Here is a 21,650-nt window from a genome sequence, read left to right as displayed (position 1 = left end):
CACCAGCCACATTGAAATAGCGCAACGCGACCCATTTAACCCCGTCAGCTTGATCGGACCAGTTCATGATTTTTTCCATCATCAACTTTGATTCGCCATAAGGGTTAATCGGGTTTTGCGGATCGGTTTCCTTAATCGGAATATGCACCGGATTACCATAAGTTGCCGCTGTTGATGAAAAGACGATTTGCTTGACGTCATGTGCTTTCATCACTTCCAACAACGTAATCATGCCACTAGTATTGTTGTCAAAATATTTCAGCGGGTTTGCCACTGACTCTGGCACGATTGAAAAGGCTGCAAAATGAACCACTTGTTCAATGTTTTCTTTATCAAACACTGCCGACAATGCTGCCTTATCACGAATGTCAACTTGATAAAATGTCGCTACTGGATTAACTGCTGCGCGGTGGCCAGTGAACAAGGCGTCCACAACCACCACGTCGCGTCCGGCTTCAACCAAACGTTTCACCATGTGTGAGCCAATATATCCTGCGCCACCAAGTACTAATACTGCCATTTTGATTTATTCCCCTACTTCGATTTGCTTAATAAACTTTTCCAGACCCTTTTGTCCAGATTGATCATTTTTAAAGACGCCTGCATCCTCAAGTACCCGACTGAAAATCTGTCCCACGCTTTGTTGCACGATATGTGTCACATTATTCGCGTTAATCACTTCAGATTGCTTCAAAGCATCTGCCCATGCTTGATGTTTCTCTGCAATGTTATTATCATTACCTAATAAATATTGCGCAACTTCAGCTAATTCTGTTTTCAAACGTGGCGGTAAAATTGCTAATCCCATCACCTCAATCAAACCAATATTTTCTTGTTTAATATGCTGAACATCTGGATGTGGGTGAAAAATGCCATCTGGGAAAGCGTCAGATGTGTTGTTATCACGTAATACAAGATCCACTTCGTAATGACCACTTCGAAATCTAACAATCGGCGTTACCGTGTGGTGTCGTTCACCATCATCACCATACGCACGAATTGAAAGAGAGACATCATCATAATTTTGCCAAATCATCATAATTTTATCAGCAGCATGTAGTAATTTTTCACGATCATCGTCAATCAAGCGAATGGTTGTCATCGGCCAATTTAAAATACCCGCTTCACGCAAATCACACCCTGCAATGGTAATTTTTTCTTTCATGACTGCTTTTTCCATAGGTAGTTCATAACGGCCAGCTTGAAAATGGTCATGTGATAAAATCGATCCACCAACAATTGGCAAATCCGCATTTGATCCAATGAAGTACTCTGGAAATTTAGACACAAACTCTAACAATCGTGATAAATTTTCGCGATCAACATGCATCGGGCGAAGATTTTCAGAGAGCACGATAGCATGTTCATTGAAATAAGCATAAGGTGAATATTGAAAATACCATTTTTCATGTCCTAAAATCATTGGAATAACACGATGATTAGTGCGCGCTGCATAATCCAGTCGTCCCCAATATCCTTCATTCTCTTTTGCCAATTGTGAAACAGGATATTGCGATTGCTGTTGACTTTTATTTTTCAAAGCCGCCGCAATCGCTTTAGGATCCTTTTCTGGTTTGGATAGATTAATAGTAATTTGCAGTGTACCATATTCTGTATCCACTGGATAAGAAATGTTTTGACTGATCTCACGTGTTTTAATGTAATTACTACGCTGTGATAAGTCAAAGAAATAATCAGTTGCTTGTCGCGGAGATTGCTGATAATGCTCCCAAAACATTTTGCGAACCTGTGATGGTCTTGGCACGATAAAGTTCATGAGTTGCGCACCTAGCATATCAGTGTTCATTTGACGCAACGCTAATGTCCCATTTTTTTCGGCAACGGCTATCAGCTGATCTAATAACGATAGGGTCGTTACACTGTCATTATCTAGCAAGTGAGGTACCGTATTATGATTTGTTTCACCAACTAATCCCATAATTTGATTGACCAAATAAATTTCGTCATCAGTTGTATAATCAGATTCTGCAATAATTTTTTTTGCGAATGCTGTGAATAAATCAATTTCCGCCATTATGCCTCTCCTGCTACTTCACCTGCCCAGTGTGCACCATTGCCAATGTTAGCGACATAAAATGATGGTGCATAGCCAACAACAGATTCATATTGGCGTCCCACTGTTTCTTTCAGTTGCGCAACAGCATCGCGATGGACTAATGCAATCGCACAACCACCAAAGCCTGCACCTGTCATGCGAGCGCCAAGTACACCATCAACCTGTTGCGCTGTTTCAGCTAAAGTATCTAACTCGATACCAGTAACTTCATAGTCATCTTTTAACGATTGATGAGAAGCATTCATCAACTCACCAAGCGCCTCAAGATCATCATTTTTTAGCGCCTTTACAGCCACTTTAGTACGTTCGTTCTCATAAACCGCATGTCGTGCCCGTTTACGCAAGGTTTCGGAGGATAAATTACCAGCATATTTATCAAATGTATCACTATCGAGTTCACCTAAATATTGAATCGGTACATATTTTTGCAACTGATATACAGCTTCTTGCGTTTCACGAACACGCTCGTTGTACTTTGAGTCCGCTAATTCACGACGTTTATTCGTATTCATGATGACAACTACATAATCACCTAAATGAATAGGCACCATCTCATAAATCATCGTATTAGTGTCAAGGTAAATTGCCCGATCCTTTTCACCAAAACCAATTGCAAACTGATCCATAATGCCTGTGTTAACGCCAACAAAGTCGTTTTCTGCTCGTTGACCACTGGCAACTAATTGCAACCTTGGAATCTTCAGTTGGTACAATTTTTGAGCGACAACGCCAATCAATAATTCTAATGATGATGATGATGACAAACCTGAACCATTCGGGATATTCCCTTCGATGACTAGTTCAAAACCATTTTCAAACTGATTGCCGTACCCTCTAAGAGCTTGTAATACACCTTTAACAAAGTTACCCCAAGATGCGTGAGGTAATTTATCTTCATTATCAATATCAAAGGTAATCACACCTTGTTCTGGAAAATTAGTTGAATAAATTTTGACATCACGATCTGATCGTAATGCCGCTACGCCATAAGTTCCTAGCGTAATTGATGCTGGAAAGACATGACCGCCATTGTAATCTGTATGTTCACCGATTAAGTTGATACGACCCGGTGAAAAAAATTTATCACTGGGCATATGGTGAAATTGACTTTCAAAAACCTGAGTTAATTTTGTGTAAGTATCAGACATTTCAATCTACCTTTCTTACTTTAATTCGTTTTCTTGGACTTTAAAATATCGAACCGATGAAGTGAAATCTGCTTGCTCAATCGGTGCATTATATAAACCAATTGACATCAACTCATCCCCAGAAAAGCTTTCTTGTGTGGCTTGATCAACGTAGAGTACCTCGGGCAACAAGTGGCTCATCTTTGTAATGCTAAACGCTGGTTGCGCCGTTGATAACACACGATAATTAAACAAAAGCACCTCTGTTTTATCTTCATTCACAAATTCCCAAGCAGTCTCGTTACCCTCAAATGGACTTTTAATCCGATAAAAATCACCATATTGAATCAACTGCCGTTGTTGCTTATAAAATGAAATTTGATCTTTAATCTCACTTTTTTCTGCATCAGACAATTTGGCTAAGTTTAATTCATATCCGAACACACCCGCAGTCGCAACATCGCCACGCACTTTCAAGCTCGTCTTGCGACCAGTTTGATGATTAGGAGATGCAGAAACGTGAGCGGTCATGCTTGAAACCGGATAACTTAATGTTGTACCATATTGAATTTTCAAACGCTCAATAGGGTCTGTATTATCAGATGTCCATGACTGTGGGAAATAATACAGCATACCGGCATCAAAACGACCGCCACCACCTGAGCAACCTTCAAACAAAATTTGAGGATATCGGCTGGTCAAACGATTAGCCAAATCATATACACCTAACATATAGCGATGTGCTACTTCACCTTGACGATCAGCTGGCAAAGCAGTTGAATAAACTTCAGTCAGATGACGATTCATATCCCATTTGATGTAATCAATTGGCACATTGTCCAAAATAGCCGCCATTTGATCAAAAATATTGTCGACAACTTCTGGTCTTGAAAAATCCAGTACGTATTGATCTCGACTTGGTGTCATGACACGTTCTGGAATACGTAGTACGTATTCTGGATGGGCGCGATATAGGTCCGAATTTTTAGAAATCATTTCTGGCTCAAACCAGAGTCCAAACTTCATTCCTTTGTCATGCACTTTTTGTGACAAACCATTTAATCCACCACCATCTTTTAACTTGGCTGTGTACTCAAACCAATCACCTAGTGAACTATCATCGTCATCACGATGACCAAACCAACCGTCATCTAAGACAAACATTTCCACACCTAGCGGCGCAGCTTCATCTAAAATTTCTTCAATTTTTTCGGCATTGAAATCAAAATATGTTGCTTCCCAGTTGTTGATAACAATTGGTCGTTGTGCGTACTGATATTGTCCGCGAGCTACACGTTCCCGCAAAAGGTGATGATAAGCTTGTGACATACCATTAAGGCCCTCATCTGAGTACACCATCAGCGTCTCTGGTGTTTGAAAACTATCGTCTGGAGTGAGTTCCCAAGAAAAGCCTTCTTCATTAATACCAGCTAAAATGCGCAACTGATCAACATAATCTTTTTCTAAACTAAACTGATGATTGCCAGAATAAACTAACTGAATACCAACTGCTTCACCCTGATTTTCCGTCGTAGTCGGTGCAACCAGCGCAATAAACGGGTTCATGTGGTGCGAACTGGTACCACGATGACTGGCAAAAGTCGTTAACCCTTGACGCAATGGCTGCCGTTCGATACTTCGCTCACGAACATGAGCACCAGGCAAAGAGATAACTTCCAAATCATTGGCAGGTAAATCCAATTGGAGCGACGCGATTTTTTCAATTTTTACATTTTCGCTAGATAAGTTTTTGATGTTGCTCCAGCGTGTTACAACCGGCCTGTCAGCATAAATTGTGTAGTATAAAGTGAGCTCAACATTTAAAGTAACATCTTCCAACACAATTGCTAAAGTTTGCGCCTCGTCATCAGATAATACGTAAGCATGTGGTAAATCGCTTAAATTGGTTTTACCCTTTTCAATTGCGTACGATTTAAAACGAAAATCAGTAGCTTCGGCACCATCAACGCCCCGTAATTTGATGGCAGCTTGTCTAAAATCGCCTGTATCATAACCACTATACTCTTGTAACAACGTATCTTTTGAAAAACGACGGTCTGTTTGATGAGGTTCACCAGCTAAATTAGGTGAAAAGCCCCGATCTAATCGCGGATAAAGGCGAGAACCATGATAGCCTGATACTTTTTTGCCAAAGTACAAGTGGCTCAACACGCCACCATCTTCGATTTGAATCAAGTAAGACACCTGCTGATTTGATAGATGAAAAACTTGTTGTTGTTCATCAAAAAAAATGTTTGCATTAGACATTTGCTTCCTCCAAGAAAATATTTACTAAATTACAAACATAGTTTACCACCTGTTTACTAAAATGTAAACGGTTACTTATTTTTTTGAACGTCTCACGATAATGTAACTGACTTGGAATTGTAGACCAAATTGGCCAAGATCTTTCGCCTTTAGCCAGCTCATAGGCCTGATTTAAAGCAGTTTTGCCAATTGCGCTGGGATTTAATTCAACCGTAGTCAATGCTGGCACCAAATATGAAGCTAACTCCAAATTATCGAAGCTCACCACATCAATGTCTTTTCCAGGTTCAATACCTTGTAATTTCAATGCATTAATAGCGCCTAATGCAATTGGATCAGACGCCACCAACAACGCATCTAATTGCGGCTCCTCTTCCAATAATTTTGTTGCACCCATGCTACCAGTTTCTGCATGCCATGTTCCAGTATGAAAGTGAGGCGTGATATCATGACGCTTTGACCAATCTTCATATATCTCACTACGCACGTCTTCTAGATTAGTTGTTGTCGTACCGTCAAGAGCTGTCAAATCATTGATGCCACCGATGAAGCCAATTTTTTGTCGACCCGCTTCATATAACTCGTTCAAAATTCTAACTGTCATCAACCGCAATTCAGGGTTAACCGCATCAATATCATGGTAGTGGTCTTTCGCATCAACTAAAACAATACAGTTGTTGATTTGCTGGAGTCTCTTGACAGCGTTAGGTGTCATATCCCCAAGGACAATAATGGCGTCATATTGCGCAAAATCAGCCAATTTCAATCCTTGATTGATACGAATAACTTCATCAACCACAATGCCGCGTTCATGAGCAGCTTGAACAATGCTTAAATAAATTTGGCGCCAATAAGAATCATTAGATTCACGTGTTTCAGAAAAGACCGTCAAAACTGCAATGTGGAGCGTTTGAGTAGTCATTTCTTTTTTGGGTTTTTTAACATAATTCAGCCGCTGTGCTGTGTCAATAACCTTTTGTCGTGTCTCGTCTGATACAGATAACGTCATATCTTGATTTAAGACACGTGATACTGTACTTGCCGAAACATCTGTTGCTGCCGCGATGTCTTTTATTGTGACCATATATTCTTCCTCAACTCGTCAATGTTGTGATATCAGTCTTTATCACAGAAAATGTTCTTTTATTATTTTACAACAAATTGCGATAAAATACTTTTTACTAAATATTTAGTAAAAAGTATTGCTTTTTCTTTTGAAAGCGCTTACTATTAACTGTGTTAGCTGATATCGAAAAGGAGAATACAATTATGAAGTCTAACAAGCAATCGATGACCTCTCGCGTTTCTTATGCGTTTGGTGCATTCGGTAACGATATGTTTTTCGCTACATTGTCAACTTATTTCATTATGTTTGTGACAACACACTTGTTTAATAGTGGTAACGCTGCACAGAATGACAAAATGATTAGTTACATCACGCTAATTATCTTCCTATTGCGTTTCGTTGAATTGGCAATTGATCCATTTATTGGTAACGCAATTGATAACACGAGTACACGTTGGGGTAAGTTCAAACCTTGGGTGGTTGTTGGCGGTACTGTTGGTTCTATTGCTCTAATCATTTTGTTTACGAATATGGGTGGTTTAAATAAATCCAATCCTCTGCTTTACTTAATCATCTTTGGTTTTATTTACATCATCATGGACATTTTCTATTCATTCAAAGACATTGGATTTTGGTCAATGATTCCTGCGTTAACATTTGATTCTCGTGAACGTGAAAAAACAGCTACATTTGCTCGAATCGGGTCAACTATTGGTGGTAATTTAGTGGGTGTCGTCGTCATGCCACTTGTTCTTTTCTTTTCTCTGAACTCAAATGGCGGCACGGGTGATACGCGTGGCTGGTTCTGGTTTGCTGTGATTGTTGCAACTATCGCTTGGTTAAGTGCCGTAGCTGTTGGTATCGGTACCAAAGAAGTCGATTCAGATCTTCGTAAAAATAAAGAAAAAACAACTTTCAAAAAAGTTCTTCACATTTTAACTCATAACGATCAATTGATGTGGATTGCCCTTTCTTATGGCCTCTATACAACTGGCGTTACACTCGTCAACTCGCTGGAACTGTATTACTTTACTTTTATTTTAGGTAATTCATCTGCTTTCTCAATTTTTGCTAGTCTCAATATTGTAACTGGCTTGCTGTCTGTATCACTTTTCCCAAAGTTAGCTGATAAGCTTAACCGTCGTAATCTCTTCTTCTGGTGCATTTTGACGATGATCATCGCCTTGGTTTTGTTTGTATTTGCTGGTCAATCACTGCCAATGGTCTTAATCGCTGCTGTACTGTTCGCTATTCCACAACCCCTAGTCTTCTTGGTTGTTTTGATGACTATTTCCGATTCTGTTGAATATGGTCAGCTTAAGTTGGGCCACCGTGATGAATCACTAACATTGTCAGTTCGACCATTGCTAGACAAGCTAGCTGGTGCCATTTCAAACGGTGTCGTCGGCTTAACAGCTGTTGCTGCTGGTATGACAACTGGTGCCACTGCTGCTTCCGTTAGCGCTTCAGGTCAAGTTACTTTTAAACTCATTATGTTTGGTTTGCCAATTGTTATTATTTTAATTGGTACGTATGTATTCTATCGTAAGGTCACATTAACAGAAAAGAAGCACGCTGAAATTGTTGATCAATTGGAACGTACTTGGGGCAAGCAATTAGCTGATGATTCTGCTAGTCCTGTCACGACATCAACTAAAATTGAAGCTGGTGCGCATGACTACAACGCACCAATCGCCGGAGAGCTCGTTGATTTAGCATCAGTAAATGATCCTATATTTGCCAATGGCGCGCTTGGTCAAGGATTTGCTATTAAGCCTTCTGATGGTCGCGTATATGCACCATTTGATGGTACCGTTAGAATTGCCTTTTCTACTCGACACGCTGTTGGACTGGTCTCTGATACTGGTGTCGTAACATTAATCCACATTGGTATTGGGACGGTAGCTATGCAAGGTACTGGCTTCGTAACTTACTTCGAACGTGGCCAACACGTCAAGCGTGGTGATTTACTCATTGAGTTCTGGGATAAGGCTATTAAAGATGCTGGCTATGATGATACAGTTATTGTTACCATTACTAATTCTAGTGCCGATGACACATTGACATTAAAGAAACCACTCGGAAGCTTAGTCGATAAAGACGATGTCATTTTGACGCTTGAAAATAATGGCTAAAATGCCGATCATATTATAATACGTAACAAAAGGCCTAAAGTCATATACTTTAGGCCTTTTGCATCTTTAAAATTACATTTGATTGAGATGTGTCTCAATCCACTGCCACACTTCATCTTTACCGTATTTCGTTTCCGATGAAAAGAATTGAAAATCACTGTCTTCTTCGTCAAAACCAAGCGTGCGCTTGATATTTGATTCATATTTGTTAAAACGACTGCGTGATATTTTGTCCGACTTGGTCGCAACAACCAAGATTGGAATATTGTAGTAATGCAACCACTCGTACATTGAAATGTCATCATCACTAGGATCATGGCGGGCGTCAACTAAGCTTATTACACCACGTAATTGCTTGCGTGATGTGATGTACTCTTCAATCATGTGTCCGAACGCTTCGCGCTGCTTTTTGGATACTTTCGCGTAACCATAACCGGGCACGTCAACGAAATATAATTGGTCTTCGACATTGTAGAAGTTCAACGTTTGCGTTTTCCCCGGTTGTGATGATGTTCTGGCAAAGTTCTTGCGGTTAATCAACGTGTTGGTCAATGACGATTTACCGACATTTGAGCGACCAACAAGGGCAATTTCAGGTTTACCATCAGTTGGATATTGGGTGGCTGAGACGGCGCTCATCACCATTTCAACGTTATGCACGTCCATGAGTTAAGCCTCCCTTTTAAGTTGTAGCTCTGGCTGCTCACCTTTTTCAACACTTGCTTCGGTGATAATTACTTTCGCCACATCATCACGACTTGGGATATCATACATGACATCCTTCATGACGTTTTCAATGATTGAGCGTAGGCCACGCGCGCCAGTATGGCGTTTGATGGCTAGTTCAGCCATTGCTTCTAATGCATCTGGTTGGAACTCAAGTTCAACATCATCTAAGCCCAAAAGTGCTGTGTATTGCTTAATGAGCGCGTTTTTAGGTTCTGTCAAAATGCGTGCCAAGTCAGCCACTTTTAATTCATCTAATACGGTCACAATTGGTAAACGACCAATAAATTCTGGAATTAAGCCAAACTTGGTCATATCCTCTGGTTGCACATGGCGAAGAATATTTTCGTCATTGAGGGCAACTGCGTTTTCATTAGCGTCTGAACCGAAGCCGATGACTCGTTCACCTAAACGTTCCTTGATAATCGTGTCGATACCTGCGAAAGCGCCACCGACGATAAATAAAATGTTGGTCGTGTCAACCTGAATTAACTCTTGTTGCGGATGCTTACGACCACCTTGTGGTGGCACGCTGGCAATGGTACCTTCTAGCATTTTAAGTAACGCTTGTTGGACACCTTCACCAGAAACGTCACGCGTGATTGAAACATTCTCAGATTTCTTGGCAATTTTGTCAATTTCATCAACGTAAATGATGCCGTGCTCGGCTGCTTCAACATTGAAATCAGCTGCTTGCAACAACTTCAAAATAATGTTTTCAACGTCTTCACCAACATACCCTGCCTCAGTCAAAGTGGTGGCATCAGCAATGGCAAATGGCACATTCAAAATACGCGCCAAACTCTGCGCCAAATATGTTTTTCCTGAACCAGTTGGTCCGATTAAGGCAATGTTTGATTTTTGTAATTCAACGTCCGTGGTTGGCGCAACATTTTCATTGATACGCTTGTAATGATTATAAACGGCGACAGCCAACGTCTTCTTAGCGTCTTCTTGGCCGATGACATAATCGTTTAATTCAGCCACAATTTCATGTGGCGTTGGTAATGATAAGACTTGGGCCGCTTGCGAGGTAGTTAGTTCTTCTTGAATAATGTTTTGCGCCAAGGCAACACATTCGTTACAAATATAGACACCATTTGGTCCCGCAACAATATTTTTAACTTCACTGGCAGATTTACCACAAAAACTGCAATGTACTTCTTCTTCAAAATTTGGTGTATTCGCCATTATTTTCCCTTTTTGATTGATCTGCTACATTTTTATGCAGACGATATATATTTTATATACAACTTAGATATTTTTTATATGCAAACCATATCCTATTATTATACTATTTTATAACCATCTTATAAACCGTGTTTTAGATTTATATTTTCGACAATGCGTATTTTCTTTTTTTGTTAAATGTGGGTATGGATTTTGAATTTATTGCTTCGTACTTCCTTGGGAACAGCGTAAGTTATCTGACGTAGCTAATCACAGAGGTGGAACAGCTATTGAAAAGTATTTTGAAAAAGATGGTAAATATAAAGTTATTTCAATTGGTAGCTACGGATTAAATAGCCAATATGTTGATCAAAATATTCGAGCACTATCAAATGAAATTACAGATGGACGAGTTGTTAATTCTGGAGAGCTTACCATGGTACTAAATGATAAAACTGCTAATGGCACAATTATCGGAAGAACTTTGCTGATAGATCAAGATAATGAATATGTAATCAATCAGCGAACTGAAATTATTTCACCAAAAGAAACATTCGATTCTAATTTTGCATATACTGTACTTAATGGACCATTTAGAGAAAAAGTAAAACGAATTGTTCAGGGTGGAACACAAATATATGTTAACTATCCGGCTGTTTCTAACCTTAATTTGGAATTACCTAAAATTGAAGAACAGAAAAAAATTGGATCGTTCTTCAAACAACTCGACAATCTAATCACTCAAAACGAGCATAAACTCGACCTATTGAAGCAATTAAAACAGGCGTATTTGCAAAAGATTTTTAGTCAGGAACTGCGTTTTGCTGGCTTTAGTGATACATGGCAACAGCGTAAGTTGGGAGAAACGCACACCTATTTTACAGATGGAAATTATGGAGAATCATATCCTTCAGCTAGTGATATGTCCGATAAAAGACATGGAGTCCCATTCTTACGTGGTAGTGATTTTTCAAACGGATATTTAGATTCGTCTAATGCAAACTACATTAAGCAAGAAAAGCACAATGAACTAACATCTGGTCATATTAAACAAGATGATATTATTCTAGTGGTAAGGGGATCTTTAGGCACTTTAGGGTATGCTACTAAAGAAAATGAAGGATGGAATATAAATTCACAGCTAGCCATATTGAGGACTAATAAGCTCGAAATTTCAGGTTTTTTTTTAATACAATATCTTTTAGGCAATACAGGACAAAGAGAAATATTATCTAGATATACAGGTACTGCTCTAAAACAGCTTCCGATCAAACAAATGAAAGACATTTCTGTTCCAATACCTAATATTGCAGAACAGGAAAAAATAGGTTCGCTCTTCAAACAATTCGACAACCTCATCACCCTTAACCAACAAAAGCTCAACCTCCTCAAAAAACAAAAACAGGCTTTTCTTAAAAAAATGTTTATTTAAACTAGCAAATTATAAAACGGTGTCTACGTTACGTAGACACCGTTTTTTTTACATCAATTGTGCTAAATGTTTCATGACTAGATCATTATCTTGATTTTCTAATTCTTGAATGACGTGAATGTAGGTTTTTTGTGTTGTTGTCATATTTGAATGTCCCAACCTACGTGCCACCGAGGCAACCGATACGCCTGCATAAAGCAACAACGAGGCGTGTGTATGGCGCAAACCATGAATTGAGATAACTGGAATCTTGACTTGCTTGCAAAGTGCGGATAACCTGTCATTCACTGTCGAATTGTAAACACGTCCACGGACAAATATTGGCTCATCTCTTGGTAGATTGCGAACGATGACTGAAAATCGTATCGCAGTTTGCCAATCAATTTGTACTTTCCGGACCGATGAATTATTTTTTGTTGGCGCAAAGTCAGCTTGTACTGATTTATAATTCCACGTCTTATCAATTTTGATAATTTGTTTTTCAAAGTCAAAATCTGCTGGAGTCAGTCCTAAAGCTTCAGCAAATCGCAACCCCGTTTTGGTAATGAGCAAGATAAAGTAATCCCAATTAACTTCGTCCTGTAAATTCAATTGTTTTAGAAGATCCTGTACTTCAAATTGGTTCAAAAATTTGGGCTTATGAAGTCGCTGAACGGTTCCTTTAATCACAATTTTACGGGTTGGATCTCGTTTTAGAATATCCTCTTCCATGGCATCTATAATCGAGCTTTTTAAATGATGATGAAAATCCAAAACTGTTTGGCGTTCGTGATTTTGGGCAAAATCGTTAAGTAATTGCTGGTAAGTTGCACGTGAGAGTTTACTTGTTTTGAGCCTTGGTGCAAGCTTAACGAGATGTTGATGTGTTATAACATATTTTTGATAAGTAACAGGTCTGACAGCGCCTTGCTTATATAGCGTCATCCAGTCCTTAAAATATGCGTGAAACGTTTGATTCTGTGTCATGATAGACACCTCCAAATAAAAAATTAGCCACAACTTGTTGTTGGGCCAATTTACATTAAACCATTTTAATGTTAGATAAACATTTTTTGGAGGTAGGCTTGTTTTTGTTTCTTGAGGAGGTCGAGTTTCTGTTGATTAAGGGTGATGAGGTTGTCGAGTTGTTTGAAGAGCGAGCCTATTTTTTCCTGTTCTGCTACAGTTGGCTTGCAGATTTCAAATTCTGAAAATTTAGAAATCCAATGACGTTCATGACTCTGAGGTACATACTTTATGTTTTTCAATGTATTAAACATAAAATAAAAATTGTCAGCATAATCACTTAGACTTAGTAATTTCATTGCGGAACTCTTGATCTTAAACGGAAAATCCACACAATGAGAACCAGTTGTAAAATCATCAAAAATCACAACAGGATTCTCTACGGTGGCGTTTTTAATTCCAGTAATTTCATTGGTATAGCCCAATACAAAACTCTTTCCTGCTGTTAAAACAGGAGTGTCAAATTTTTCATCATATTCCGTAGATTTGACAATATATTTTGTTGGTTGCTCATATTTAAAGACATCCCCCAACTTACGATGTTTCCAGTCATCACTAAAGCCAGCAAAACGCAGTTCCTGACTAAAAATCTGTTGCAAATACGCTTGTTTTAATTGCTTCAAAAGGTCAATCTTACGCTCGTTTTGAGTAATATTATTATCGAGTCTGTTGAAAAATACGCCAATGCTAGTTTGTTCGTCCACATTTTTTGGAAACCTTACTACTGTTTTAGCAATATTTGACTTGCTCAATGACAACACTTTTATTCCTTGCATGAGCGGTAACAAGGTGTTGTGGTAGTATGGTGCATTTAAATAATAACCAAGATATTTATATGCAAACTTAATATTAGGTCTTCCAACAATCGTGTGCAGTCCTGAAACAGCATAATTATCAGTAATACCAGTAACCTCAATAACCTTACCTGCTGTCTCATCTTCTGCTGTATCAGCAATGATAACATCACCATTTTGTAGTAATTGTATCGTAAAATCATATGGGTTTCCATCAGTCACATAAGGTACATTTGGCTGATTTACATCTACGATAGAATCAAAATTAACCAAGATGTCTCCATAATGGATATTTTTTATTTCTCCATGGTCATAGTTCAAGTTAGCACGAGACAAAGTGTTGTTTGAAACCGAATATTCAAGTACCTCGGAAAATTTACGCTGTTCCCAAGCATCATAAAAACCCCTAAACCTCAACGCAGGCATAGTTTTATCAGTCATTTTTAGTCTCCACTAATTCAGCAACCATTGCGTCAAATTCAGCTTGCGCTTTGGCAATTTCAATATCAACAGCCTTTAATTCTGCTTCAACTTGTGCCAAATCAATAGGTTCTTCTTCTTTAAATGTGTCGACATAACGTGGAATATTCAGATTAAAATCATTTTCGACAATTTCATCAAAAGTCGCAACGTGTGCATATTTATCCACATTTTCACGTTTTGCGTAGGTTTCAATAATTTTGTCAACATGAGCATCTGTCAGCGTATTTTGATTTTTACCCTTGTCAAAATCATTTGAAGCGTCAATAAAGAAGATATCTTTCGTTGACCGATTTTTCTTAAATACTAAAACAGTCGTTGGAATACTTGTACCGTAAAACAAATTAGCTGGCAAGCCAATCACAGCATCCAAAAAATTCATATTTTCAATCATATAGCGCCGAATAGTGCCCTCGCCTGCGCCACGGAAAAGCACACCATGAGGCAAAACGACAGCCATTGTGCCATCTTCAGCCAGATGATATAACATGTGTTCCACAAAAGCAAAGTCGGCTTTTGATTTTGGCGCTGTCTTACCGTATGCTCGGAATCGTTCATCGTCCAGCTTACCATCTGGGTTCCAATTAGCAGAGTATGGTGGGTTTGCAACCACAGCAGAAAACTTTTGATCACCAAAATGATCGTTTTCTAACGTATCGCCTTGTTGCACATTAAAGTTAGTATAATTCACACCATGCATCAGCAAGTTCATGCGACCCAAGTTATAAGTTGTACCATTAAGTTCCTGCCCAAAATAATTGTATACTTTAGCTTCATCCCCAACACGTAACAACAATGACCCAGATCCCATCGTCGGATCATACACACTTTTTAACGTCTCACGACCCAAAGTTACTGCTTTAGCCAATATTTTAGAAACTTGCTGTGGTGTGTAGAACTCACCCGCTTTTTTACCAGCATTGGCAGCAAACTGACCGATCAGATACTCATAGGCGTCACCCAAAATATCAATTTCAATTTCATCATGCTTAATTTCTAAGTCATGCAAGTTCAGAATAACAGCAGCGATCATTTTTGAACGTTCTGCTGGCGTACTGCCTAATCTTGAAGATGATAAGTCTAGGTCTTCAAATAACCCACGGAAATCGTCTTCCGAACGCTGACCAATCGTCGAATTTTCCACTGCAATGACTGCATTCTGCAAATCTTCAATATCAAAATTGCCTTGATTAATTTCTTTGACTAAAGTTGAAAACAAATATTTAGGTTCAATAAAAAAACCTAAATCATTTAATGCCTCCTCTTTAATTCCCTCACGATAATCTTCCAATTCATAGGCTTCAATAAAGTTGACGCTCTCAGCCTCTAACAAATTGTTATTAACATAATCTTCGATTTTATCTGATAAAAACCGATAGAAAATTAAACTCAAAATATAGTTACGAAATTCATTGGCGTCCATATTGCCACGTAAGTCATTGGCAATTTTCCAAAGGCGCTTTTGCAATTCAGCTTGTTGCGATTGCTGCGTTTGATTAGTATTTGACATGTCTGTTCTCTCTAATTCATCACAAACTTTTTAGCAGTTTCAATGATGAAGTTTTTAATGGTTTGTTTGGCAGAAATTTTTTCTTTAAATGGCATACCCGCTGTCAGTTCGCCAAGGGCTTTGGAATTTTCATGTTGGCTTACTTCGTATTCAGCCACTTGCTCTGCTAACTGGGACGGCTCTAACCGATGTTCTTCTGCAAAATGATAAATTTCAGCTTGACGCTTATCCGCCAAGAAATGATTGAGTGCTCCTGTAATATCCGCACCGTTGTTCAGTTCTGGAATGACCGAATCCAAGAACTGCTCCAACAACTCACGTTTGGAAAACAGTGTTGGCTCTGAGTTATTTTTTAGCGCTTTTTTGACTTTTTCTATACCCTCAGTCCGTGCATCGGGCGACGATAAGTCGATTTGTGAAATAAGGCGATTGATATAATCAACATCAATTGCATCAACCATCAAGAGCTCGGGGTAAAAATCAATATCATCAATGACAGATGCTTTTTCTTTTTGCCGTGCTTTGTGCCGTTCATAGAATGTTGCGTACTTGCCTTTGAAATCATCAAATAGCTGTTGTGTCCAGTCAAGCTCTGTTTCAATTTGCGCCCAATCAAATTCTTCATAAACGCTGATACAACTTTGCAGTGACATGACATCTCTAAATAGTTTGATAAATTCAAGTTCAGCTGTTTCACCCTCATCTAATAACCGATTGGTGTCTTCGGGCGTCGCTACCTTGTCCCTCAAAGCGCGTATTGCTTTTTGAAAGTCTAATTTTAAATCGTCATAATTCGGTGCGAAAAACGCTGCTTTGTCCCCTTGCGAGAAAAGCTGGACCGCTTCATCAGTTTTACTTTTGATGTTACGGTATGCCACAATATTTCCGTAATCTTTTGGCGCTTTTTGAACACGATTGGTTCGGGAAAAAGCTTGAATGAGTCCGTGATATTGCAAGTTTTTATCAACATATAAAGTATTTAGTGTCGGCGCATCAAAACCCGTCAAGAACATATTGACAACTATCAAAACATCAATATTATTCTCAGGTGATTTGGCGTCATGATTCTTCATACGCTTAGACACGTCGTTGAAGAAATCGGAAAATGTATCTGTACTGAAGTTTTGGTGATATTTGTCGTTATAATCATCAATGACGTTTTCTAAGCCATGACGAGAAGTTAATGTGTCGTCCTTTTGATGCTCATCATTATCGTCTTCATTAGCAGCCCAAGTGAATATTGTTGTCACATTGAGATCACTATTTATTTTCTTAAAAATATCATAATATTTTAAAGCCGTTCGTGTATCTGAAACAGCAAAAATAGCGTTATACTGGCGATTGTACGTTTTGCTACTATGGTTCAAGATAATATGTTGTACAATTTGCTCTAAGCGTTTTTCATTCTCATACACTTCTTGAACATTGAGCGCTTCAACTTCTCCGTTTAAGTTTTCAATATTTTCTTTGCTATGAATTATATTGATGTATGTGACATTAAACGGTAATACATTATGGTCACGTACAGCGTCTCTGATCAAATAAGTATGCAAACGGGTATCATAAATATCGTCAGTTGTGCGTCCATCTGCCCCTATGTTTTCTTTAAATATAGGCGTTCCAGTGAAACCAAAATGTTGCGCATTCTTAAACCAGCTGTTGACCTGTTTACGCATTTCACCGAATTGTGTGCGATGTGCCTCATCTTCAATAAAAATCACGCGTTGTTGTTTGTAAGGTTCTAACACTGACCGATAACGCGAATTTTTCACAGCATTAGCAAGTTTTTGAATCGTTGTCACGATTAACGTGTCTGTCGAATTTTTAAGTTGTTCAACTAACACAGATGTGTTGTCTGTACGGTCAATTGATGATTGTCCGTCCGCACGTTTTGGTAGATAGGCATTAAAATTGTTAATTGTCTGCGAATCCAAATCACGTCTGTCCACAAGAAAAATAATTTTTTTGGCGTCTGTATGAAGCGCCAATTGAGACGCTGATTTAAAAGCCGTGATTGTCTTCCCAGATCCGGTTGTATGCCAAACATACCCATTCGTATCAGGATGTGTTTGAGCCTGATTCATAATGGCTTTTTGGGCATACACTTGATAAGGCCGCATGATTTTCATTACCTTTTGGTCGGCATCAAAAATCGTATATTTGGAAATCATTTCATGAATGTTTAGCGGTGATAGAAAACTTGCTGTGAAAGGTTCGATTTCATCAATCCACCTGTTATTGTCATCAGACCAATTGAAGATAAAATTTTTATTCAACTCGCCATCATTATTAGAAAAATAGCGTGTCGACATGCCATTGCTAATCACAAATATCTGTAAATAACGAAATAAACTACCACCAACATTAAATGACTCACGACGATACCGTAATATTTGTTGAAACGCTTGCGACATTTCAACGCTGTGACGCTTCAACTCAATTTGGACAAGTGGTAAGCCATTAATTAACAACGTAACATCATATCGGTTTTCATATTTGTCATTCACAACAATTTGATGAGCAACTTCATAAACATTATTTTCCGCATCACGAGGATCAAAAAACGTCAACGTTATATCCGACCCATCATCGCGCTGTATTTGTGCTCTACCGCCTTGAAATTGATCGTCACCACGTAGGTAACGTCCCAACTGATAAATTGATTTAGAACCCACAATTTCATTTAGAAAACGTTGAAATTCTTGATCGGTCAATGGTGTGCCATCTAGTTTATCAGCATTCCGTTGATTTAAAAGCATACGAAAATGATTAACAATCAAACTATAACGATTTAATTCTGGTCGAAACGCCCAACCAGATTTACCGAGTTGAGTAATCAACTGATTCTCAAGATTTGCTTCTGTCTGTACCATTACTTTCTCCACACTGTTATGAATGACACTACCCTTTCATTATACCTTACGCTCAGGTTAAGCGTAAGGTATAATATTCACCATTTTGATATTATCAGAACTATCATATTCCTTTTATTCATTATTAATGAGAGCACAAAAAAAGCACCTCAACCTGAAGTGCTCTGAAAATCAAACTTATTTATACTGCTTTAGCAGAGTCAGTCACTTTCTTAATGACTTCGCGCATAGCAATGTCATGCTTCAACAATGAATCTGACAAAGTTGTACGTACTTGCGCAGCGTCCATGTTGTATTGTGAAGCCAAGTTGTTGATTTCTTCAGTAACTTGTTCTTCTGATGGTTCAATACCTTCTGCTTTAACAATTGCTTCAAGTACAAGGTTAGTTTTAACGCGAGTTGCTGCGCCGTCTTCGAATTGCTTGTGCAAATCATCTTCAGTTTGACCTGAAATTTGGAAGAACATTTCACGAGAAATGCCTTGTTGTTGCAATTGTCCCAAATATTGATCGATTTGACGATGAACATCTTCATCAATCATAGCGTCTGGAATCTTATCACCGTCGATTGAAGCATTGTCAACTGCCTTAGTGATGACTGCGTCTTCAAATGCTTCTTTAGCACTTTCAGCTTTCGTTTCAGCTAACTTCTTAGCAGTCTTTTCTTTCAATTCTGCCAATGTTTCAACTTCTTCATCGACATCCTTGGCAAATTCATCGTCCAATTCAGGCAATTCCTTGCGCTTCAATTCATGAATCTTAACTTCAAACAAGGCTTCTTTGCCAGCCAAGTCAGCAGCTTGATAGTCTTCAGGGAACGTAACATTAACGTTCACATCTTCACCAGCTGTGTGACCTACCAATTGTTCTTCAAAGCCAGGAATGAATTGACCTGAGCCCAATGCCAATGAAAAGTCGTTGGCTTGACCGCCATCAAAATGTTCACCATCAACAGAACCGTCAAAGTCAATAACAACAGTATCGCCGTTTTCTGCCTTAACTGATTCTTCTTGCAAAACAAGTTCTGCTTGTCCTTCTTGCAAACGCTTGATTTCGGCATCAACGTCAGCGTCAGTCACTTCTTCATCTTGAGCAGCAACTTCAAGGTTCAAGTAGTCACCCAACTTCACTTCAGGTGCAGTTGTAATTTCAGCTTTCAAAGTCCAAGCTTCACCCTTGTTCATTGAGACTGGTTCGATATTTGGACGACCAACTGGTGTCACACCAGCTTCGTCAACAGCTGCTTCATAAGCGGCTGGTAAAACAATATCCATTGCTTCTTGATACAAAGCTTCTTCACCAAACTTTTGGAAAAAGAGTTGCTTTGTCACTTTTCCTTTACGGAATCCAGGGATTGAAACCTGATTTTTATTACGTTGGAAAGCTTTATCCAAACCTTCTTCAACTGTTGCGCGTGAGATTTCAAATTCTAATGTGCCTTGGTTTTTTTCATCCGCGGCTGGTGTCCACTTAGACATGTTATTTCCTCCGAGTTTTCAATACTATCTAATTTTAGACTAAATTTACGAATATCACAACTATTTTGTCGTGAATAAGCATCTAAATTTTACCATTTAAGGTTACATTGCTTTTTTTAACGATAATACAGCATACAATCCAGCGGCAAATAGCATGGTTAGCCAAGTTGAACCAACTGTATCCGTGACCAGTGTTACTTGTTGCAAACCAAAATATACCGCAATACTAATCGCCCAAGTGATATAAGCTCTCACATTGAAACCAGCTTGATACCAGTATTTCCCATCTATTTTACTAAATTGATCGGTGTCATAATTTTTACCACGGACAAAAAAGAAATCAACCAGTAGAATAGCAATTTCAGGTCCTAAAATCATCCCCACCATATCCAAAAACCAAATAAACGTGTTGATAAACCCTCCAAAAATGAATGGAATAAAGCTCATCAACGTGGCAATGATAGTAACAATCCAGAGCGATGGTGTTAGCTTAATTTTTGGCAAAATATTATTAAACGCTGAACCCGCTGCCATTAAATTAACCGCATTTGCTGTGGTTGACGTCAGCATAATCACAATCAATGCTAAGACACCCAGTCCCAACTTTGACGCAACAGTTGAGGGATCGGAACTATCTGGATTAAAAGCATTTGTACTGACAGCAGCGGCAATCGTAGTTAGTGAGCCGACAATAGCAAACCAATACAGACCTAACGTTGCACCAATAAATGGCGCCTTGGTTGCAGATGATTTATTTTTTGAAAAACGCGTAAAGTCAGCTGCCGCCGTCACCCATGCCAAATTAAAAGCCGCAAAAACGTCAATAGCAGTTCCAAATGATAGATGTGCTGCAGTTGGTGCATGCCAAGCTAAAATTTGTTGTAATGATACTTCTCGCAAGACCACGATAGTCTCCCAGATGACCAAGGCAATCACCAAAATGATACCAATTCGTTCAATTAACCGAATGGATTTTTGACCGAGAGAAATTGAAATCAAATGTAAAATGCCCATAATCGCAACACCAACGACCATACCTTTGATCCCACCGGGATTAAAATTGGTCGAACCAAAAATATCAGCCAATAAGTAACTAACAGATATTGCCGCAATATAGGTATTAACCGCTGCCCAACCCATAAATTGCACCACATTAATCAACGATGGTCCGATTGAACCGCGAACCCCAAATGCTGGTCGCATCAAGTTCATTGTTGAGGCACGCATCTTGTAGCCCATGTAGCCAACTAGCGCCAGAAATACATAAGCGAGTGGCCCACTAATTAAAATGACACCCAAAGCACCACTCAAACCAAGCGCTGCAATGACACCGCCAATATACCACGTACCATTGTTTGCATTCGCACCAATCCATGTTGCCAATTGGTCCCAGAAACCCATCTGCGCGATATGCCGGTCATTATCGACTTTTATCCCCTGACTCTCCATATTTGCCTCCGTTTTAATGATAATACAATTAGAGTTATCATAACAAAAAACGCCCGCCAAG

At 38.9% G+C, this 21,650-nt stretch carries 15 protein-coding genes; 2 read left to right on the top strand and 13 right to left on the bottom strand.

What is annotated here, in order from left to right; all coding sequences use genetic code 11:
- The 5 genes from IEU65_RS06745 to IEU65_RS06725 all read right to left on the bottom strand — a co-directional run.
- Positions 1 to 520: NAD-dependent epimerase/dehydratase family protein (locus tag IEU65_RS06745; protein ID WP_188352236.1), on the bottom strand; the 520-nt coding region annotated here is incomplete at its 3' end.
- Between the two features lie 6 nt (positions 521 to 526).
- Positions 527 to 2,035 carry a UDP-glucose--hexose-1-phosphate uridylyltransferase gene (galT, locus tag IEU65_RS06740; protein ID WP_010293099.1) on the bottom strand — a complete coding sequence of 503 codons (1,509 nt, stop codon included), beginning with the start codon at positions 2,033 to 2,035 and terminating at the stop codon, positions 527 to 529.
- A complete protein-coding gene (locus IEU65_RS06735) occupies positions 2,035 to 3,225 on the bottom strand; it encodes a galactokinase (RefSeq protein ID WP_010293097.1) in 1,191 nt (396 codons plus the stop codon). Before IEU65_RS06735 ends, galT begins: the two co-directional genes overlap by 1 nt.
- A 15-nt stretch (positions 3,226 to 3,240) precedes the next feature.
- Positions 3,241 to 5,472: an alpha-galactosidase gene (locus IEU65_RS06730; RefSeq protein ID WP_010293095.1), complete on the bottom strand. Its 2,232-nt coding sequence runs from the start codon at positions 5,470 to 5,472 to the stop codon at positions 3,241 to 3,243.
- The gene (locus tag IEU65_RS06725) at positions 5,465 to 6,556 is read right to left on the bottom strand and encodes a LacI family DNA-binding transcriptional regulator (RefSeq protein WP_188352235.1); all 1,092 of its coding nucleotides are present in this window, start codon (positions 6,554 to 6,556) and stop codon (positions 5,465 to 5,467) included. The genes IEU65_RS06730 and IEU65_RS06725 overlap by 8 nt, the downstream gene beginning before the upstream one ends.
- 185 nt (positions 6,557 to 6,741) lie before the next feature.
- Between IEU65_RS06725 and IEU65_RS06720 the strand changes: the two genes are divergently transcribed.
- On the top strand, positions 6,742 to 8,673 hold the full coding sequence (locus tag IEU65_RS06720) for a sugar MFS transporter (RefSeq protein ID WP_010293092.1): 1,932 nt from the start codon (positions 6,742 to 6,744) through the stop codon (positions 8,671 to 8,673).
- A gap of 72 nt (positions 8,674 to 8,745) precedes the next feature.
- Here the strand turns inward: IEU65_RS06720 and yihA are convergent, their stop codons facing one another.
- Together yihA and clpX are read right to left on the bottom strand one after the other, a co-directional pair.
- Positions 8,746 to 9,339, bottom strand: coding sequence for a ribosome biogenesis GTP-binding protein YihA/YsxC (gene yihA, locus IEU65_RS06715; protein ID WP_010293090.1), 594 nt, complete (start codon positions 9,337 to 9,339; stop codon positions 8,746 to 8,748).
- Positions 9,340 to 9,342: 3 nt separating this feature from the next.
- Positions 9,343 to 10,590 carry an ATP-dependent Clp protease ATP-binding subunit ClpX gene (gene clpX / locus IEU65_RS06710; protein ID WP_010293087.1) on the bottom strand — a complete coding sequence of 416 codons (1,248 nt, stop codon included), beginning with the start codon at positions 10,588 to 10,590 and terminating at the stop codon, positions 9,343 to 9,345.
- A gap of 196 nt (positions 10,591 to 10,786) precedes the next feature.
- On the opposite strand from clpX, the gene IEU65_RS10390 reads away from it, so the two are divergent.
- Positions 10,787 to 12,001: a restriction endonuclease subunit S gene (locus IEU65_RS10390; RefSeq protein WP_277950317.1), complete on the top strand. Its 1,215-nt coding sequence runs from the start codon at positions 10,787 to 10,789 to the stop codon at positions 11,999 to 12,001.
- Positions 12,002 to 12,049: 48 nt separating this feature from the next.
- Here the strand turns inward: IEU65_RS10390 and IEU65_RS06695 are convergent, their stop codons facing one another.
- The 6 genes from IEU65_RS06695 to IEU65_RS06670 form a co-directional block, all read right to left on the bottom strand.
- The gene (locus IEU65_RS06695; RefSeq protein WP_010293082.1) at positions 12,050 to 12,967 is read right to left on the bottom strand and encodes a site-specific integrase; all 918 of its coding nucleotides are present in this window, start codon (positions 12,965 to 12,967) and stop codon (positions 12,050 to 12,052) included.
- A 71-nt stretch (positions 12,968 to 13,038) separates the two neighbouring features.
- Positions 13,039 to 14,241: a restriction endonuclease subunit S gene (locus IEU65_RS06690; protein ID WP_147651905.1), complete on the bottom strand. Its 1,203-nt coding sequence runs from the start codon at positions 14,239 to 14,241 to the stop codon at positions 13,039 to 13,041.
- Positions 14,234 to 15,790 carry a type I restriction-modification system subunit M gene (locus IEU65_RS06685; protein WP_147651907.1) on the bottom strand — a complete coding sequence of 519 codons (1,557 nt, stop codon included), beginning with the start codon at positions 15,788 to 15,790 and terminating at the stop codon, positions 14,234 to 14,236. The genes IEU65_RS06690 and IEU65_RS06685 overlap by 8 nt, the downstream gene beginning before the upstream one ends.
- Positions 15,791 to 15,801: 11 nt before the next feature.
- Positions 15,802 to 18,663, bottom strand: a complete 2,862-nt coding sequence (locus IEU65_RS06680) for a type I restriction endonuclease subunit R (RefSeq protein WP_010293076.1) — start codon at positions 18,661 to 18,663, stop codon at positions 15,802 to 15,804.
- Between the two features lie 181 nt (positions 18,664 to 18,844).
- The gene (tig, locus tag IEU65_RS06675; protein ID WP_010293073.1) at positions 18,845 to 20,140 is read right to left on the bottom strand and encodes a trigger factor; all 1,296 of its coding nucleotides are present in this window, start codon (positions 20,138 to 20,140) and stop codon (positions 18,845 to 18,847) included.
- A gap of 102 nt (positions 20,141 to 20,242) precedes the next feature.
- On the bottom strand, positions 20,243 to 21,589 hold the full coding sequence (locus IEU65_RS06670; protein ID WP_010293071.1) for a cytosine permease: 1,347 nt from the start codon (positions 21,587 to 21,589) through the stop codon (positions 20,243 to 20,245).
- Positions 21,590 to 21,650 lie beyond the last annotated feature (61 nt).

Origin of the sequence: Leuconostoc pseudomesenteroides KCTC 3652 (genome assembly GCF_014634745.1) — a bacterium.
Lineage (GTDB): Bacteria > Bacillota > Bacilli > Lactobacillales > Lactobacillaceae > Leuconostoc > Leuconostoc pseudomesenteroides.
Note: the sequence above shows the minus strand (reverse complement) of the source record. Positions and strands in the feature narration are given on the sequence as shown.

Bases quoted from the DNA above. Each gene is read 5' to 3' on its own strand.
- tig (WP_010293073.1), bottom strand. From the start codon at position 20,140: ATGTCTAAGTGGACACCAGCCGCGGATGAAAAAAACCAAGGCACATTA.
- IEU65_RS06680 (WP_010293076.1), bottom strand. From the start codon at position 18,663: ATGGTACAGACAGAAGCAAATCTTGAGAATCAGTTGATTACTCAACTC.
- IEU65_RS06735 (WP_010293097.1), bottom strand. From the start codon at position 3,225: ATGTCTGATACTTACACAAAATTAACTCAGGTTTTTGAAAGTCAATTT.
- IEU65_RS06725 (WP_188352235.1), bottom strand. From the start codon at position 6,556: ATGGTCACAATAAAAGACATCGCGGCAGCAACAGATGTTTCGGCAAGT.
- IEU65_RS06695 (WP_010293082.1), bottom strand. From the start codon at position 12,967: ATGACACAGAATCAAACGTTTCACGCATATTTTAAGGACTGGATGACG.
- IEU65_RS06670 (WP_010293071.1), bottom strand. From the start codon at position 21,589: ATGGAGAGTCAGGGGATAAAAGTCGATAATGACCGGCATATCGCGCAG.
- yihA (WP_010293090.1), bottom strand. From the start codon at position 9,339: ATGGACGTGCATAACGTTGAAATGGTGATGAGCGCCGTCTCAGCCACC.
- clpX (WP_010293087.1), bottom strand. From the start codon at position 10,590: ATGGCGAATACACCAAATTTTGAAGAAGAAGTACATTGCAGTTTTTGT.
- IEU65_RS06730 (WP_010293095.1), bottom strand. From the start codon at position 5,472: ATGTCTAATGCAAACATTTTTTTTGATGAACAACAACAAGTTTTTCAT.
- IEU65_RS06690 (WP_147651905.1), bottom strand. From the start codon at position 14,241: ATGACTGATAAAACTATGCCTGCGTTGAGGTTTAGGGGTTTTTATGAT.
- IEU65_RS06685 (WP_147651907.1), bottom strand. From the start codon at position 15,790: ATGTCAAATACTAATCAAACGCAGCAATCGCAACAAGCTGAATTGCAA.
- IEU65_RS06720 (WP_010293092.1), top strand. From the start codon at position 6,742: ATGAAGTCTAACAAGCAATCGATGACCTCTCGCGTTTCTTATGCGTTT.
- galT (WP_010293099.1), bottom strand. From the start codon at position 2,035: ATGGCGGAAATTGATTTATTCACAGCATTCGCAAAAAAAATTATTGCA.